Annotated in this window: 1 protein-coding gene (running past one end of the window); it reads left to right on the forward strand. The window is 70.7% G+C overall.

Features of this window, described 5'->3' with window-relative positions:
- A protein-coding gene (locus tag ACFXKA_RS06760; protein WP_379426415.1) for a non-ribosomal peptide synthase/polyketide synthase crosses the window boundary here: on the forward strand, window positions 1–19,960 show its final stretch. Its footprint begins 24,320 nt before the window's first position; 19,960 of the gene's 44,280 nt are visible here — the last part of the coding sequence; its start codon lies beyond the left edge, outside the window; the stop codon is at window positions 19,958–19,960.
- Window positions 19,961–19,980 lie beyond the last annotated feature (20 nt).

The raw sequence follows: 19,980 nt of genomic DNA on the forward strand, positions 1-19,980 counted from the left end.
CCTCAACCGGTTCGATCCCGAATCGGCCGTGGACAATATCCCGGCGGCCGTGCGCCTGTCGGGTCTGGTGGACCGCCAGGCCCTGCAGATCGCAGTCGCCGACGTGCTGGCGCGGCACGAGTCGCTGCGCACCCGGTACCCGGAGATCGATGAAGCGCGGGGAGGCGGAGCGCAGGCGTTCCAGGAGATCGTCCCCACCGCACAGGTCATTCCGGACCTGACTCCGGTCGAGGTCTCCGAAGCCGAACTGCCGCAGGCACTCTCGGAGCTGGTGCTGAGCGGCTTCGACGTCACCGTGGACGTGCCGTTCCGGGCCCGCCTGTTCGAGGTCAGCCCCACCGAACACGTGCTCGCGCTGGTGGTGCACCACATCTCGGCCGACGGCTTCTCCATGGGCCCGCTCACCCGGGATGTCATGACCGCCTACGGCGCTCGCGTCGAGGGCGGCGAGCCCGGCTGGCAGCCGCTGGAAGTCCAGTACGCGGACTACGCGCTGTGGCAGCGCGCGGTGCTCGGCGACGAGACCGACGCCGAATCCGTGATCTCCCAGCAGATCTCGTACTGGCGCGACTCGCTGCGCGGCCTGCCCGACCAGCTGGACCTGCCCGCCGACCGGCCGCGTCCGGCCGTCGCGTCGGGCCGCGGTGCGACGCACGTCTTCACCGTCGATGCCGACACCCACGCCAAGCTGACCGAACTGGCCCGCACCCGCGGCGCGACGCTGTTCATGGTCATGCACTCCGCCCTGGCGGCGCTGCTGTCGCGGCTCTCGGGTGAGGCGGACATCGCGATCGGCACCCCGGTCGCCGGTCGTGGTGAACGCGCCCTCGACGACCTCATCGGCATGTTCGTCAACACCCTGGTGCTGCGCACCGAGGTGGACGGCGGAGCCGGCTTCACCGAGCTCCTGGACACGGTGCGCGCCACCGACATCCAGGCCTTCGGCCACGCCGACCTGCCCTTCGAGCGCCTGGTCGAGATCCTCAACCCGGCCCGCTCGCAGGCGCGGCACCCGCTGTTCCAGGTCATGCTGTCGTTCCAGAACACCGGCATCACCGAACTGGAACTGCCCGGCCTGACCGTGAGCGCCGTCGATCTCCCGATCGACACCGCCAAGTTCGACCTGCAGCTGGTCCTCACCGAGCAGCTCGGCACCAGCGATGTCGTGGGCAACGGCCACGGTGCGACCCCCTCCGGCATCACCGCCGAACTCATCTACGCCACCGACCTGTTCGACGCGGCCACCATGGAGCGTTTCGCCGACCGGTTCGATCGGCTGCTGAAGGCCATTGCCGCGCAGCCGGAACGGGCCATCGGCGATATCGACCTGCTGGTCTCCGGCGAGCGCACCCGGGTGCTGCGCGACTGGAACCGCACCACCGCCGACGTCTACTCGGTGCTGGCGGAACTGACCTCGGGCACCCTCTCGGGCGAGACCACCGCCGAGGGCGAGATCGTGCGCAGCGCCTCCGGCGACGCGGGCGAGACCCTGGTCGCGCTGTTCGAGGCCCAGGCCGAGCGGACCCCCGCGGCGACCGCGGTCAGCTTCGAGGGGACAGGTCTGTCCTACGGTGAGTTCGCCGCACGGGTGCATCAGCTGGCACGCAAGCTCATCGAGGCCGGGGTCGGCCCGGAGAGCCTGGTGGGCTTGGGCATTCGCCGTTCGGTGGACCTGGTGGTCGCGATGTACGCGATCGTCGAGGCCGGTGGCGCGTACGTGCCGCTGGACCTGGACCAGCCCGCCGACCGCATCGACTACGTGCTCGAGGCCGCTGCTCCGGTGTGCGTGCTCACCACCGAGCGCGACGGGTTCACCCACCCGAGCGTGTCGGTGCTGGCCGTGGACGGCGTTGACCTGTCGGGCTACTCCGACGCGCCGCTGACCGACGCGGATCGCAGTGCGCCGCTGCGGGCTTCGAATACCGCCTACGTCATCTTCACCTCGGGTTCGACCGGTCGCCCGAAGGGTGTGGCGGTGCCGCACTCGGCGATCGTCAACCGCCTGGTGTGGATGCAGGCCGAGTACGGCCTGACCGCCGCCGACGTGGTGCTGCAGAAGACTCCGGCCACCTTCGACGTGTCGGTGTGGGAGTTCTTCTGGCCCTTGCAGATCGGCGCGACGCTGATCGTGGCCAAACCCGACGGGCACCGGGATCCGGTGTACCTGGCCGAGACCATTGCCCGCGCGGGCGTCACGACCGCGCACTTCGTGCCGTCGATGCTGGCCGTGTTCGTCTCGGAACCGGCCGCCGCGGACTGCACGAGCCTGCGCCTGGTCTTCGCCTCCGGTGAGGCGCTGCCCGCGACCACCGCCCAGCAGCTGCGCCGGGTCACCGGCGCCGCCCTGCACAACCTGTACGGCCCGACCGAAGCGGCCGTCGACGTCACCTATCACCAGGTCACCGACGCCGACACCGAGACCGTGCCGATCGGCCGCCCGGTGTTCAACACCCAGGTGTACGTGCTGGATTCGCGCCTGCACCCGGTCGCGCCCGGCATGGCGGGCGAGCTCTACCTGGCCGGCGTGCAGCTGGCGCGCGGCTACGTGGCGCGCCCCGACCTGTCGTCGGATCGCTTCGTGGCCAACCCGTTCACGCCGGGCAAGCGCATGTACCGCACCGGTGACCTGGTCACCTGGACCGCGGACGGCGAGCTGGAGTACATCGGCCGCACCGACTTCCAGGTCAAGCTGCGCGGTCTGCGCATCGAGCTCGGCGAGATCGAATCCGCGCTGACCGCCCACGAGTCGGTCGCCCAGGCCGTCGTGGTGCTGCGTTCGGATGCCCGCACCGGTGACCAGCTGGTCGCGTACGTGGTTCCGGCGCAATCGGCTTCGACCGAACCGGTCGCGCTCGGCGCGGACGCCCTCGACGTGGAGGCCGTGCGTGAGCACCTGGCCGCGCAGCTGCCGTCCTACATGGTCCCCGCCGCCTTCGTGGCCCTGGGCGCGTTCCCGCTCAGTGCCAACGGCAAGCTGGATCGCCGCGCACTGCCCGAGCCGGAGTTCGCCGCCCGCGAATTCCGGTCCGCCGCAACGCGTGCCGAGGAGATCGTGGCCGGCGTCTTCGCCGAGGTGCTCGGACTCGAGAACCCGGTCGGCGCGGACGACGACTTCTTCGAGCTGGGCGGCAACTCGCTGATCGCCACCCAGGTCGTGGCGCGACTGGGCGCGGCGCTCGACACCCGCATCCCCGTCCGCACCCTGTTCGACGCCCCGAGCGTGGCCGCCCTGGCCGCGCGCGTGGAAACGCAGGCGGGCATCGGTGGCCGCCGTGCGCTGGTGGCCCAGGCCCGGCCGGACGAGATCCCGCTGTCGCTGGCCCAGCAGCGCATGTGGTTCCTCAACCGCTTCGACACCGCCTCGGCCGTCAACAACATCCCGCTCGCGGTGCGCCTGACCGGCGACCTCGATGTGGACGCCCTGCTGGCCGCCGTCGGCGACGTGCTGGAGCGGCACGAGGTGCTGCGCACCGTCTACCCGGAGAACGCGGAAGGCCGTGGCGTGCAGGTCATCCTGCCCGCCGACCAGGTCCGCCTGGACTCGGCCGCCAATGCCGGCATCCACGGCGGCGGCACCGGCCTGGCCCCGGTCGAGGTGGCCGAGGCCGACCTGCGCGAGCGCATCGCCGAGCTGGTCCTCAGCGGCTTCGACGTGACCGCCGCGGCCCCCGTGCGCGCCGGACTGTTCCGGGTCTCGGATGCCGGACAGCCCACGCACGTACTGGTTTTCGTGGTGCACCACATCTCCGGCGACGGCTGGTCGGTGCGCCCGCTGGCTCGCGACGTCATGGTCGCCTACGCGGCCCGCGCCACCGGTGAAGCGCCGCACTGGGCGCCGCTGCCGGTGCAGTACGCCGACTTCGCGCTGTGGCAGCGCGAAACCCTCGGCGACGAGGACGACGCGGACTCGCTGATCGCCCAGCAGGTCTCCTACTGGAGCAGTGAACTGGCCGGGCTGCCCGACCAGATCGACCTGCCCACGGATCGCCCGCGCCCCGCGGTGGCATCCAATGCCGGTGGGGTGCACGAGTTCTCGATCGACGTCGACCTGCTGGCCGGGCTCAACGGCCTGGCCCGTGAGCACGGCGCCTCGCTGTTCATGGTCGTGCACGCGGCCTTCGCGGCCCTGCTGGCGCGCCTGTCCGGCGGCGACGACATCGCCATCGGCACCGCGGTCGCGGGCCGTGGCGAGCAGGTGCTCGACGACGCCATCGGCATGTTCGTCAACACCCTGGTGCTGCGCACGGCCGTCGACTCGGGGGAGAAGTTCGCCGAGCTGCTGGCCCGCACCAAGGACACCGACCTGGCCGCCTTCGGCCACGCCGACCTGCCCTTCGAGCGCCTGGTCGAGATCCTCAACCCGGCCCGCTCGCAGGCGCGGCACCCGCTGTTCCAGGTCATGCTGTCGTTCCAGAACACCGGCGCGGCGACCTTCGCCCTGCCCGGGCTGGAAGTGGCCGGTGTGCCGCTGGACGTGGTCACCGCCAAGTTCGACCTGCACCTCAACCTGGCCGAGCGGGCCGACGGCGACGGCATGACCGCCGAATTCGCCTACGCCACCGACATGTTCGACCCGGCCACCATCGCCGCCTTCGGCGAGCGCCTGCTGCGCATACTGTCGGCCGTGGTCGCCGAGCCGACCGCACTGGTCGGCGATATCGAGTTGCTGGACGCGGCCGAGCGCCGCCAGGTGCTGCGCACCTGGAACGCCACCGAGTACGACGTCGAGCGCGTCGCCCTGGGCGGCAAGAAGATCGACGCCGAGGTCACCCTCGCGTCGATGTTCCAGACCCAGCTGAAGCAGACCCCCGACCTCACCGCGCTGGTGTTCGAGGGGACGAGTCTGTCCTACGGCGAGTTCGCGTCTCGCGTGCACAAGCTGGCCCGCCACCTCATCGCCGAGGGCGTCGGACCGGACACCTATGTGGCCCTGGGCATGCGCCGCTCCTTCGAGCTGCTGGTCGGCATGTACGCCGTCACCGTCGCCGGTGGCGCGTACGTGCCGCTGGACCCGGACCACCCGGCCGAGCGCAACCAGTACGTGCTCGACACCGCCCAGCCGGTGTGCGTGCTCAGCACCCGCGGGGACCGGTTCGAAACCACCACGCGCACCCTGCTGATCGACGAGCTGGACCTGTCGGACTACTCCGACGCCCCGATCACCGACGCCGACCGGACCGCCCCGCTGCGCGGCGACAATGTCGCGTACGTGATCTTCACGTCCGGTTCGACCGGCCGTCCGAAGGGCGTGGCGGTGAGCCACACCGCCATCGTCAACCGCCTGGTGTGGATGCAGACCGAGTACGGCCTGTTCGACGACGATGTCGTGCTGCAGAAGACCCCGGCCACCTTCGACGTGTCGGTGTGGGAGTTCTTCTGGCCCCTGCAGATCGGCGCTGCCCTGGTCATCGCCAAGCCGGACGGCCACCGCGATCCGGGCTACCTGGCCGACCTGATCATCGAGACCGGTGTCACCACCGCGCACTTCGTGCCGTCGATGATGTCGGTGTTCGTGGCGGAGGAGAAGGCCGCCGAATGTGTTTCGCTGCAGCAGGTCTTCGCCTCCGGTGAGGCGCTGCCCGCGCCGACCGCGCAGAAGCTGCGCGAGCTCACCGGTGCGCGGCTGCACAACCTGTACGGCCCGACCGAAGCGGCCGTCGACGTCACCTACCACGAGGTGGAGGACACCGACACGCTGTCGGTGCCGATCGGCGCGCCGGTCTTCAACACCCGTGTGTACGTGCTGGATTCGCGCCTGCACCCGGTCGCCCCGGGTGTCGCGGGTGAGCTGTACCTGTCGGGCGTCCAGCTGGCGCGCGGCTACGTCGCCCGTCCGGAGCTGACCGCCGATCGCTTCGTCGCGGACCCGTTCCACGACGGCGAGCGCATGTACCGCACCGGCGACCTCGTCAAGTGGACCGGTCGCGAAGCGCGGGGAGGCGGAGCGGAGCTGGAGTACCTGGGCCGCACCGACTTCCAGGTGAAGCTGCGCGGTCTGCGCATCGAGCTCGGCGAGATCGAGTCCGCGCTCACCGCCATCGATGCCATCGCCCAGTCGGTGGTCGTGGTCCGCAGCGACGAGCGGCTCGGCGAGCAGCTGGTCGGCTATGTCATCCCGACCGCCGGCCACAGCGTCGACCTCGACGCCGTGCGCGCCGAACTCCAGGACGGCCTGCCCGGCTACATGGTTCCGACCGCCTTCGTGGTGCTGGACGCCTTCCCGCTCAATGCCTCCGGCAAGCTGGATCGCAAGCAGCTGCCCGCGCCGGTGTTCGAGGCCAAGGTCTTCCGCGCCCCGTCCACCCCGATCGAGGAGATCGTGGCGGGCACCTTCTCCGACGTGCTCGGCGCCGGACGGGTCGGCCTGGACGACGACTTCTTCGAGCTCGGCGGCAACTCGCTGATCGCCACCCAGGTCACCGCTCGCCTCGGCGCGGCCCTGGACACCCAGCTCGCGGTGCGCGATCTGTTCGAGGCGTCCACGGTCGCGGCGCTGGCCGCGCGGGTGGAGCGCAATGCCGGTTCCGGGGCGCGTCCGCGCCTGATCCCCGGTGAGCGTCCCGCGCACCTGCCGCTGTCCCCGGCGCAGCAGCGCTACTGGTTCCTCAACCAGTTCGACACCAGCACTTCGGCGGTCGACAACATTCCGCTGGCGGTGCGCTTCACCGGCGCCCTGGACCTGTACGCCATGAAGCAGGCCATCGGCGATGTGATCGCCCGCCACGAGGTGCTGCGCACGGTGTACCCGCAAGCGCCGGGAGGTGGAGCGTCGGCGGAGGGTCCGCACCAGGTAGTGCTGCCCGCCTCGCAGACCGATCTGTCGCTGGTGCCGGAGGAGGTGACCGAGGGCGAACTGCTCGGCAAGGTCATCGAATTCGCCATGACCACCTTCGACGTCACCGTCGAGGTGCCGCTCGCCGTCAAGATGTTCCGCATCGCGGACAGTGAGACCACCCAGCACGTGCTGGCCTTCACCGTCCACCACGTCTCCGCCGACGGCTCCTCCATGGGCCCGATGGCGCGCGACATCATGGCCGCCTACGTGGCCCGGGTGAACGGCGATGTGCCGCAGTGGGCTCCGCTGCCGGTGCAGTACGCCGACTACGCGCTGTGGCAGCGTGAGGTGCTCGGCCGTGAGGACGACGCGGAATCGCTTGCCGCCAAGCAGGTCTCGTACTGGACCCGCGCCCTGGCCGGGCTGCCGGACCAGCTGGAGCTGCCCACCGACCGGCCGCGTCCCCCGGCGCAGTCGTTCCACGGCAAGGCGCTGCGTTTCGATATCGACGCCGAGCGCCACGCCAAGCTGCACGAGCTGGCGCGGGCCAGCAACGCCTCGCTGTTCATGGTCGTGCACGCCGCGCTGGCGGTGCTGCTGGCCCGCCTGTCCGGTACCGACGACATCGCGGTCGGCACCCCGATCGCGGGCCGCGGTGAACGCGAACTCGACGACATGATCGGCATGTTCGTGAACACCCTGGTGTTCCGGACGCAGGTCGACGGCGCCGCGAGCTTCGCCGACCTGCTCTCCGAGGTGCGCGAGCGCGACCTGGAGGCCTTCGCCAACGCCGACGTGCCGTTCGAGCGCCTGGTCGAGGTGCTCAACCCGGTCCGTTCCACCGCGCGCAACCCGTTGTTCCAGGTGGGTCTGTCGTTCCAGAACCTGGCCGAGACCGCCTTCGAGCTGCCGGGCCTGCACGTGGCCGCGGTCGAATTCGACTCGCAGCTGGCCAAGACCGACCTGCACGTCACGCTCTACGACCGGTACACCGAGGACGGCACCCCGGCCGAGATCCTCACCGAATTCGGTTACGCCACCGACCTGTTCGACGAATCGACCGTGCGGTCCTTCGCCGACCGGTTCGTGCGGGTGCTGGACGCCATCCTGGCCGACACCACCGTCGCGGTCGGCGACCTCGACCTGCTGGACGAGGACGAGAACGCGCGAATCCTGCAGCGGTGGAACAACACCGCGCAGGACGTGGAGTCGGTCATGGACGGCGGTTCCGAGGCCACCCTGGTCTCGCTGCTCGACCGGGCGGTGTCCGACGACCCGAAGGCCGTGGCCATCGTCGCCGACACCGCCGAGGGCACCGAGCAGCTGACCTACGCCGAGCTCGACGCCCGCGTGAACCAGCTCGCCCGCGAGCTCATCGCGCGCGGCATCGGCGCGGAAGACCGGGTGGCCCTGGCCATTCGGCGGTCCACCGACCTGGTGGTCGCCATGTACGCGGTCGCCAAGTCCGGTGCCGCCTACGTGCCGATCGATCCGGATCAGCCCGCCGAGCGCGTCGGCTACATCCTGGAGACGGCCGCGCCCAAGGCCGTACTCACCACGGCCGCAGTCGGTTTCGAATCCGAGCTGGCCGAGGTGCTGCGCATCGACGAGCTGGACCTGTCCGGCCACTCGGCCAAGCCGATCGCGGCCGCCGAGCGGGTGCGCGAGCTGACGGCCTCGAACACCGCGTATGTCATCTTCACCTCCGGTTCCACCGGCCGTCCCAAGGGTGTGGCGCTGCCGCACGGCGCGGTCGTGAACCAGTTGCTGTGGAAGGTCACCGAATTCGGCCTCGACCCGGCCGACGCGGTACTGCTCAAGACCGCCGCCACCTTCGACCTCTCGGTCTGGGAGTTCTGGTCCGCCGCCGCCTGCGGTGGCCGCATGGTCATCGCGGCGCCGGACGGCCACAAGGACCCGGCGTACCTGAACGAGCTCATGGCCCGCGAATGGGTGACCACCCTGCACGTGGTGCCGTCCATGCTGGACGCGCTGCTCGCCGACGGGCTGCCGGATTCGCTGTGGCGCATCCTGGCCATCGGTGAGGCGCTGCCCGGCCCGCTGGCGCAGCGCGTGCTGCGGGAGCGGCCGCGCACCGAGCTGTTCAACCTGTACGGCCCGACCGAGGCCGCGGTGTCGATCACCAACCACCGGGTCACCGCCCGCGACGAGCTGTCGGTGTCCATCGGCTCGCCCGAGTGGAACTCCCAGGTGTACGTGCTGGATGCACGCCTGCGGCCGGTGCCGGTGGGCGTCTCCGGCGAGCTGTACCTGGCCGGCGCGCAGCTGGCGCGCGGCTACCACGGCCGCCCGGACCTCACCTCCGACCGGTTCGTGGCGAATCCGTTCGCCGGCAACGGTTCCCGCATGTACCGCACCGGTGACCTGGTGGCCTGGCAGGAGAACGGGGAGCTGGAGTACCGGGGCCGCACCGACTTCCAGGTGAAGATCCGCGGTTTCCGCATCGAGCTCGGCGATATCGAATCCGCGCTGCTGCGCCTGGATTCCGTCGCCTCGGCGGCCGTGGTCGCGCACACCGATCCGGTGCTCGGCGACCGCCTGGTGGCCTACATCGTCGGCAGCGACGGCGACCCCGACAAGCAGCAGCTGCAGTCGGCGCTGGCCGCCGAACTGCCGTCGTACATGATCCCGTCGGTCTTCATGCCGCTGACCGCGTTGCCGCTCAACGCCAACGGCAAGCTGGACCGTAAGGAGCTGCCGCAGCCCACCTTCGAGAAGGCGGTCTTCCGCGCCCCCGTCAGCCCGATCGAGCAGATCGTGGCGGGCGTGTTCGCGGAGGTGCTGCGCGTCGAATCCGGCCGCATCGGCCTGGACGACGACTTCTTCGCGTGGGGCGGCAACTCGCTGCTCGCCACCCAGGTGGCCGCGCGCCTCGGCGAGGCGCTCAACACCCGGGTGCCGGTGCGACTGCTGTTCGAGGCGTCCACGGTGGCCGCGCTCGCGGCCCGCGTGGAACGCGACGCCGGCGCGGGCGGCCGCAAGGCGCTCACCGCCGGACCGCGGCCGGACAACATTCCGCTGTCGCTGGCCCAGCAGCGCATGTGGTTCCTCAACCGCTTCGACACCGCCTCGGCCGCCTACAACGTGCCGGTCGCGGTGCGGCTGTCGGGCCTGCTGGACGAGGACGCGCTGCGTGCCGCCATCGCGGATGTGGTTGCCCGCCACGAGATCCTGCGGACCATCTACCCGCAGACCGAGGACGGGCCGGTGCAGGTCATCCTGCCGCCGGCGCAGGCCGTGCCGGAGCTCGAGGTGCGCACCGTCACCGCCGACGAGGTGGTGGGCGCGGTGGTCGAGCTGACCTCCACCGCCTTCGACGTGACCGCCGAGGTGCCGATCAAGGTGGCGCTGTTCAAGATCGAGGGTGAGGTCCCGGCTCCCGCGGCCGAGTCCGGTCCCGCGACGCGCGGGCCGTCGGAGGCGGCGGCGCACGCGGCGGCCTACACCTTCGACTTCGCCGATATCGAGCCCACCGGCCAGTTCCCGGTCGTGGACCCGGACGGCCCCGCGCCCGCGGAATACGTACTGGCCCTGGTCATCCACCACATCTCCGGTGACGGTTCCTCGGTGGCCCCGCTGACCCGCGACCTGATGACCGCCTACGCGGCGCGCTCCATCAAGCAGAAGCCGGGCTGGACCCCGCTGGCGGTGCAGTACGCGGACTACTCCATCTGGCAGCGCGAATTGCTGGGCAGCGAGGACGATCCGGAATCGCTGGCGTCGAAGCAGGTCGCCTACTGGTCGCAGGCGCTCGCCGGCCTGCCGGATCAGCTGGACCTCCCGGCCGACCGGCCGCGCCCGGCGGTGCAGACCTTCGCGGGCGGCAAGATCGACATCCGCATCGACGCCGAATTGCACGCGGCGCTGGTCGAATTGGCCCGCACCGAGGGCGCGACGCTGTTCATGGTCGTGCACACCGCGCTCGCGGTACTGCTCTCGCGCCTGTCGGGCTCCGACGACATCGCCATCGGCACCCCGATGGCCGGTCGTGGCGAGGCCGTCCTGGACGACCTCATCGGTATGTTCGTCAACACCCTGGTGTTCCGCACCGTGGTCGACGGCGGGCAGCCGTTCGCCGAGCTGCTGGCGCGCCAGCGCGAGACCGACATCCAGGCCTACGCCAATGCCGACGTGCCGTTCGAGCGCCTGGTCGAGGTGCTCAACCCGGCCCGCTCGACAGCGCGGCACCCGCTGTTCCAGGTGGGTCTGTCCTTCCAGAACCTGACCCGCTCCACCCTGGAACTGCCGGGCCTGAGCGTGTCCGGCCTGGACGTCGACACCGAGCTGTCGCAGTTCGACCTGCACCTGATCGTCTCCGACATCTACGGCGACGACGGTGCGGCCCAGGGCATCACCGGCATCCTGACCTACGCCACCGATATCTTCGACCGGGACACCGTGCACGGCTTCGCGGATCGGTTCGTGCACCTGCTGCGCGAGATCGTGAGCGCACCCCGCACCGCGGTCGGCGAGATCGAGCTGCTGGCCGGGGCCGAGCGGACCGAGATCCTGGAGCGGCGCAATGCCACCGCGCACCAGGTGGATTCGGCCGCGACGCTGGTGTCCATGCTCGATGCGACGGTGGCGGCCAAGCCGACCGCCATCGCGCTGATCGGACCGGACAGCGAGACGCTGACCTACGCCGAACTCGGCGCCCGGGTCAACGGCCTTGCCCGCCACCTGATCTCGCTGGGCGTGGGCCCGGAGGCCCGGGTCGCGCTGGCGCTGCGGCGCTCCGTCGACCTGGTCGTGGCCATGTACGCGGTCTCGGTCGCCGGTGGCGCGTACGTGCCGGTGGACCCGGACCAGCCGGCCGAGCGGACCGGGTACATCCTGGAAACCGCCGCGCCGGTGTGTGTGCTGACCAATGCCGCGGCCGAGTTCACGACCGAAATCGCGCCGCTGGTGCGGATGGACGAGCTCACCCTGTCGGGTGCGAACCTCGGCCCGGTCACCGATGCCGAGCGAGTCGCCCCGCTGCGGCCCGAGCACACCGCCTACGTCATCTTCACCTCCGGTTCCACCGGTCGCCCGAAGGGCGTGGCGCTGCCGCACGCGGCCATCGCCAACCAGTTGCAGTGGAAGAGCGCGGAATTCGAGCTCGGCGCGGACGACGCGGTGCTGCTCAAGACCGCCGCCACCTTCGACCTCTCGGTCTGGGAGTTCTGGTCGGCCGCCGTGTCCGGTGGCCGCCTGGTGATCGCGGCGGCCGACGGGCACCGGGATCCGGCGTACCTCAACGAGCTGATGGCGCGCGAGCGGGTCACCACCCTGCACGTGGTGCCGTCCATGCTGGACGCGCTGCTCACCGCGGCCGACGGGACGCTGAACGATTCACTGCGGCGGGTCCTCGCCATCGGTGAGGCGCTGCCCGCGACAGTCGCGCAGCGCTTCCGGGCGTCGAACCGGCAAACTCGACTGTTCAACCTGTACGGCCCGACCGAGGCCGCGGTGTCCATCACCAGCCACCTGGTCACCGACACCGACCGGGGTTCGGTGTCCATCGGTGCGCCGGAATGGAATTCGCGGGTCTACGTGCTCGACGCGCGCCTGAACCCGGTGCCCGACGGCGTCTCCGGCGAGCTCTACCTCGCCGGCGCGCAGCTGGCTCGCGGTTACTTCGCGCGTCCGGATCTGACCGCGGATCGCTTCGTGGCCAACCCGTTCGCCGTCGGCGAGCGCATGTACCGCACCGGTGACCTCGTCGCCTGGTCCGGCAACGGCGAGCTGGAGTACCGGGGCCGCACCGACTTCCAGGTGAAGATCCGTGGTTTCCGTATCGAGCTCGGCGAGATCGAGGCGGCGCTGCTGGCGCTGCCGGAGATCGCCCAGACCGCGGTGCTGGCCAAGCAGGACGCCAAGACGGGTGACCGCCTGGTGGCCTACCTGGTGCCGTCGGGCTCGGGTGTCGATGTGCCGCTGGTGAAGTCGGCGCTGTCGGCGGCGCTGCCGTCGTACATGGTGCCGTCGGCCTTCGTGGTGCTGGACGCCCTGCCGCTCAATGTGAACGGCAAGCTGGACCGGAAGGCGCTGCCGGAGCCCGAGTTCGAGACCACCGCCTTCCGGGCGCCGTCCACCCCGATCGAGGAGATCGTGGCGGGCGTCATCGCGGAGGTCCTCGGCGCCGAGCGCGTGGGCGCGGACGACGACTTCTTCGCCCTCGGCGGCAACTCGCTGCTCGCCACCCAGGTCGCCGCGCGGATCGGCGCGGCCCTGGACGCGCGGGTGCCGGTGCGCGCGGTGTTCGAGGCGTCGACCGTCGCCGGGCTGGCCGCCAAGGTCGAGCAGCACGCCGGCGCGGGAGACCGCAAGGCGCTCACGGCCGCACCGCGGCCCGACAATGTGCCGCTGTCGCTGGCACAGCAGCGCATGTGGTTCCTCAACCAGTTCGACACCGCGTCGGCCGCCTACAACGTCCCCGTGGCGGTGCGCCTGACCGGTGCGCTGGATGTGCAGGCGCTGCAGCAGGCCGTCGCCGACGTGATCGGCCGCCACGAGACGCTGCGCACCGTCTACCCGCAGGTGGACGGCGCGGCCGCGCAGGTGATCGTGCCAGTGGCGCAGGCGGTTCCGGATCTGACGCCGGTCGTCGTTTCGGCCGAGTCGGTGACCGAGCGGATCGCCGCGCTGGTCACCACCGGCTTCGACGTGACCGCGGAAGTGCCGTTGCACGCCAAGCTGTTCCGCGTCGACGGTGCCGAAACGGAGTCCATCGACGGCACCGCCGTCGAGCACGTGCTCGTCTTCGTCACCCACCACATCGCCGCCGACGGCTGGTCCATGGGCCCGCTCACCCGCGACGTCATGGTGGCCTACGCCGCCCGCGCCGCCGGTGTCGCGCCGGGCTGGGCGCCGCTGCCCGTGCAGTACGCGGACTTCTCGATCTGGCAGCGCGAGGTGCTCGGCTCCGAGGACGACGCGACCAGCCTGATCGCCGCGCAGGCCGAATTCTGGCGCACCGCACTGGCGGATCTGCCCGACGAGCTGAACCTGCCCTCGGATCGCCCGCGCCCCACCGCGCAGTCCTTCCGCGGCGGCCGGGTGCTGTTCCCGATCGGCAAGGACCTGCACCGCGGACTCCAGCAGATCGCGCGCACCAACAACGCGACCATGTTCATGGTCGTGCACACCGCCCTCGCGGTGTTCCTGGCGCGCCTGTCCGGCACCTCCGACATCGCCATCGGCGCGCCCATCGCGGGCCGCGGCGAGGCCGAGCTGGACAACCTGATCGGCATGTTCGTCAACACCCTGGTGCTGCGCACCGAGGTGAGCGGACAGGCCGGCTTCACCGAGCTGCTGGCCAAGGCCAAGGACAGTGACCTGCAGGCGTTCGCGCACGCGGACATTCCGTTCGAGCGGCTCGTCGAGCTGCTCAACCCGGAGCGGTCCACCGCGCGGCACCCGCTGTTCCAGGTGGCGCTGTCGTTCGAGAACCTGCCCGACAGCTCCTTCGAGCTGCCCGCGCTGCGGGCCGCGGCGGTCGACTTCGAGAACGAGATCGCCAAGTTCGACCTCATGCTCACCCTGACCGAGGCTCCGGCCGACGCGGACGCGGGCATGTACGCCGAATTCGGTTACGCCCGTGACCTGTTCGACCAGGAGACGGTGGAGGGCTTCGCGCAGCGGTTCCTCCGCCTGCTCGGCGAGATCATCGCCGCGCCGCGCACCGCGGTCGGCGACCTGGAGATCCTGGCCGCCGACGAGCGCGCCGACCTGATCTCCCGCACGGGCGGTCCGGCCATCGAGCCGCGCGTGCTGCCCGAGCTGCTGGCCGAGGCCGTCGCCAACAACCCGGTCGGCGAGGCGGTCGTGTTCCAGGGCCAGGCCCTGGGCTACGCCGAACTCGACGCGGCCTCCTCGCGCCTGGCGCGCGTGCTCATCGAGCGCGGCGCCGGACCGGAAACCCGTGTCGCCGTGGCCATCCGGCGCTCCTTCGAATCGGTGCTGGCCATCTGGGCCGTCGCCAAGTCGGGTGCGGCCTTCGTGCCGGTCGATCCGTCCTACCCGGCGGACCGCATCGCGCACATGGTCAACGACTCCGGCGCGGTGCTCGGCCTCACGGTCGACGCCGAGCTCGAGGGGCTGCCGCCGGTCAAGAGCCTGGCGGGCTGGATCTCGCTCGACGATCCCATGGTGCAGGCCGAGATCGCCTCGCACTTCGCCGAACCCGTCACCGACGCGGAGCGGTGGGCGCCGGTCCGGCCGGACCACGTGGCCTACGTGATCTACACCTCGGGTACCACGGGCATGCCGAAGGGCGTCGTGGTGACGCACTCCGGTCTGGCCAACTTCGCGACCGAGCAGATCGTGCGCTACCACCTCGACTCCGGCTCGCGGGCACTGCATTTCGCGTCGCCGTCGTTCGACGCGTCGGTGCTGGAGTACCTGCTCGCCATCGGCGCGGGCGGCACCCTCGTGGTGGTCCCGCCGGGCGTCTACGGCGGCGAGGAACTGGCCGAGCTGATCAAGCGCGAGCGGGCCACGCACGCCTTCATCACCCCGGCCGCGCTCGCCACCCTCGACCCGAAGGGGCTGGACTCGCTGCGGGTGCTGGTCGCCGGTGGTGAGGCCGTGCCGGCCGATCTGGTCGAGAAGTGGGCGATTCCGTTGGAGAACCGCACGATTCGTGCGTTCCACAACGGCTACGGCCCCACCGAGACCACGATCATGACCAACATCAGCGATGCGCTGGTGCCGGGCGATCTGGTCACCATCGGCGGTCCGATCCGCGGCATGCAGGCCCTGATCCTGGACGCGCGCCTGCGTCCGGTGCCGGTGGGCGTCGCGGGTGAGCTGTACCTGTCGGGTATCCAGCTCTCGCGCGGCTACCACGACCGCCCGGGCCTGTCGGCCGAGCGGTTCGTCGCCAACCCGTTCGTGGCCGGCGAGCGCATGTACCGCTCCGGTGACGTGGTCCGCTGGACACCCACCGGCGAGGTGGAGTACGTGGGCCGCAACGACTTCCAGGTGAAGGTGCGCGGCTTCCGCATCGAGCTCGGTGAGATCGACGCCGCGCTGGCCTCGCACGAGACGGTCGACTTCGCGGTCACGGTCGGTCACAAGACCGACGCCGGGGCCACCATCCTGGCGGCCTACGTGCTGCCGGTGGCGGGCCGGACCATCGACATCCCGGCGCTGACCGAGCATGTCGCGGGCCGCCTGCCGGAATACATGGTGCCGACGGCGATCACGATCCTGGACGCCATCCCGCTGACCCCGGTCGGCAAGCTGGATCGCCGGGCGCTGCCCGAGCCGGTGTTCACCGCGCGGGACTTCCGCGCGCCGGTCACCGAACTGGAAGCGACCATCGCCGAGGTCTTCGCCGACGTGCTCGGCGTCGAGCAGGTGGGTGCGGACGACTCGTTCTTCGCGCTCGGCGGCGACTCGATCCTGTCCATCCAGCTGGTCTCGCGGGCCAAGGCGCGCGGCATCGTGTTCTCGCCGCGCGACGTGTTCGAGAAGCGGACCGTCGCCGGACTGGCCGAGGTCGCCACGCTGGGCGGGGATACCGCACAGGAGAAGCTGGCGGAACTGCCGGGCGGCGGGGTCGGCGACATTCCGCTGACGCCGATCATGCACGCGATCCTGTCGAGTGGGTCGTCCTACGAACGGTTCTCGCAGACCATGCCGCTGCGACTGCCGGACGGCATCACGCGGACGGTGCTGGTCGGGGCCATCGGCGCGCTGTTCGACCACCACGATGTGCTGCGGTCGCGACTCCTCGGAAACGCCACGGAGGGCTTCGAATTCGAGGCGCTGCCGCGCGGGGCCGTCGACGTCGACGCGCTGGTGCGCCGGGTCGAGCTGGCCGCGGACATCTCCGACGAGGAGCTGACCCGGGTCGGCAGCATCGAATTCGATGCGGCGCTGGGCCGTCTGGATCCGGCGAATGCCGCCATGGTGCAGTTCGTCTGGTTCGCCTTCGCCCCCGAGGGTTCCGACGAGGCACGCGTTCGCCGGGACGTGCTGCTCATCGTCGCGCACCACATGGTGGTCGACGGCGTCTCCTGGCGCATCCTGATTCCGGACCTGGGCCTGGCCTGGTCCCAGGTGGCGTTCGAGCAGCCGCTGGCGCTGCCCGAGACCGGCACCTCCATGCGGCGCTGGGCGCACGCCCTGGTCGAGGAGTCGCGCAGCGAGGCGCGGGTCGCGGAACTGCCGTTCTGGCAGCGGGTTACCGAGACTCCGGATCCGCTGCTCGGGTCGCGGGCGTTCGACCCGAAGGTCGACACCTTCGCCACCGTCGAGCGGATCGAGGTCACGGTGCCGGCATCGGTCACCGAGGCCGTGCTGACCGCCGTCCCGGGCCTGTACCGGGGTGGCGTCAACGACGGTCTGCTGTCGGCGCTGGCCCTGGCGGTCGCGCGCTGGCGCGGGGAGGCCACCGGCGGTTCGGCGTTGATCAAGCTCGAGGGCCACGGCCGTGAAGAGGAGATCGTTCCGGGCGCGGATCTTTCGCGCACGGTCGGCTGGTTCACCGCCGCCTTCCCGGTGCGACTGGACCTGAACGACGCGGATCTCGCCGATGCCTTCGAGGGCGGAAACGCCCTGGGCGACATCGTGAAATCGGTCAAGGAACAGCTGCTGGCGCTGCCCGACAAGGGTCTGGGCTGGGGTCTGCTGCGCTACCTCAACCCCGAAACCGCCACGCAGCTGCGCGATGTCGGCCAGATCAGCTTCAACTACCTGGGCCGGATGTCCGCGGGCGAGGTGCCCGAGGGCATGGCCGAACTGGGCTGGGTGCCGGTCGACGACCTGGGCCGCCTCGACGGCGACATGGACGCCGACATGCCCGCCAACGCCACCCTCGACATCAACGCCATCGTCACCGACGGCGCGGACGGCCCGGAGCTGGGCGCGGCCTTCTCCTACCCGAGTGGGCTGCTCGAGCGCGAACGGGTGCAGGAGTTCGCCGACCTGTTCGTGGCGGCGCTGACCGCGCTGGCCGCGCACGCCAAGCGGCCGGAGGCGGGCGGCTTCACGCCGTCCGACCTGCCGCTGGTGCGGGTGGACCAGTCCGATATCGAGGTGTGGGAGCGGACGTACCCGGCGCTGTCCGATGTGTGGCCGCTCTCGCCGCTGCAGTCGGGTCTGCTGTTCCACGCGCTGCTCACCCAGAACACGGTGGACGTCTACACCATTCAGACCGTGCTCGACCTGAGCGGTGTGGTGGACGCGGATCGGCTGAAGGTGGCCGCGCAGGCCATCCTGGACCGGTACCCGAGCCTGCGGACCGCGTTCGTCACCGACGCCGACGGCCAGGCCCACCAGGTGGTGCTGGACCATGTCGAGGCGCCGTTCACCGTCATCGATCTCACGGATCTGCCCGAGGCCGAACGCAATCCGCGCATGCGGGAGATGATCGAGGCCGATCGCGCCGATCACTTCGATCTGTCCGCGCCGCCGCTCATGCGGTTCACCGTGTTCCGGATCAGCGACGACCTGGTGCACCTGGTCATCACCACCCACCACATCCTGGTGGACGGCTGGTCCATGCCGCTGCTCATGCAGGACCTACTGGTGCTGTACGCGGTGCGCGGCGACATGTCGGTGCTGCCGCGGGTGCCGTCGTTCCGGAACTACCTGGCCTGGCTGGCCGGACGGAACCGGGACGAGTCGATCGAGGCGTGGAAGCGCGCCCTGGCCGGCGTCAGCGAGCCCACCCAGCTCGCGCCCGCCGCGACCCGGGACGAGAACTACGAAATCGGCCGCTACACACTGGATATCGACGCCGATCGGACCCGCGCGCTCACCAAGCGCGCCGGTGAACTCAACGTCACGCTGAACACGCTGATCCAGACCTCCTGGGCGGTGCTGATCGGCCGCCTCACCGGGCGCAGCGACGTGGTGTTCGGCGCGACCGTCTCCGGCCGCCCCGGCGACCTGCCGGGCGTCGAATCCATGGTGGGTCTGTTCATCAACACGGTGCCGGTGCGCATCCGCGTCGATGACCGTCTGACCATCGGCGGGCTGCTCCAGCGGGTCCAGCACGATCAGGCCGACCTGCTCGAGCACCACCACATCGGGCTCACCGAAATCCAGCAATTGGCCGGTGCCGGAGCGGAATTCGACACCATCATGGCGTTCGAGTCCTACCCGGTGGACAAGGACGCCATCGCCGCGGCCAGCTCCATCGACGGCATGTCCGTCAGCGGTGTGGGCATCAACGACAACACCCACTACCCGATGAGCCTGGTCATCATGGCGGGCGAGACCATCGACATCTCCATGCGCTACCTGGGCAGCCGGTTCACCGCCGACGAGGTCGCCATCCTCGCCGCGCGCTTCAACCGGATCCTGGACGCACTGGTCGGAGACGCCGATGGCCTGGTCGGTGACATCGACATCCTCGATGCCACCGAGCGCGCCCGCATCCTCGCCGAAAGCGCCGTCACGCCCGCCGATTCCGCGGCGGACGCGGCGCGCGTCGGCACCGCGACCGTGGCCAATGTGCTCGCCGAGGTCGTCGAAGAGGATCCGCAGGCGCCCGCCCTGCTGTCCGACGGCCAGGAGATCGCGTACGCCGTCCTGGACCGCCGCAGCTCCCAGCTGGCCCGCCTGCTCATCGAGCGGGGTGCGGGCCCCGGCGACGTCGTCGCCGTGGCTCTCCCGCACACGGTGGACGCGGTGGTCGCGGTCTGGGCCATCCACAAGGCGGGTGCCGCGGTGCTCTTCGCCGACGGCCTCTCGTTCGGCGACATCCTCGCCGCCGGAGCCGGTTTCGGCATCGCCCAGGAACCGGCCGCCAGCTCGATCCGCTGGCTGGTCCCGTCGGACCCGAAGGTCCAGTCCGACCTGGCCACCCGCCCCGCGCACCCGGTCTCCTACACCGACCGCGTCCGCCCCCTGTCCGAATCCGACCCCGCCTTCGTCTACCGCGACGGCGACACCTGGGCCACCCTCACCCAGTCCGAGGCCCTCGACCGCGCAGCCACCCTGCGCGCCGACAACGACGTCGACTACGAGTCCACGACGTACACCACCGCCTCCACCGACCAGCCCGCGATCGACGAATTCCTGGCCTCCGCCACCGCGGGCGCCCTCTCCGTCCTCCCCACCGGCCACACCCCCGCCGACCTGGAAGACGGCGAAGTCACCCACTGGTTCACAACCCCGGGCGACCCGAGAGACGAAGCAGGCGAAGGCATCCGCCTCATCGACTGACCCCCGCCCCGCCGGTGACG

The organism is Nocardia sp. NPDC059228 (assembly GCF_042754245.1).
GTDB lineage: Bacteria > Actinomycetota > Actinomycetes > Mycobacteriales > Mycobacteriaceae > Nocardia.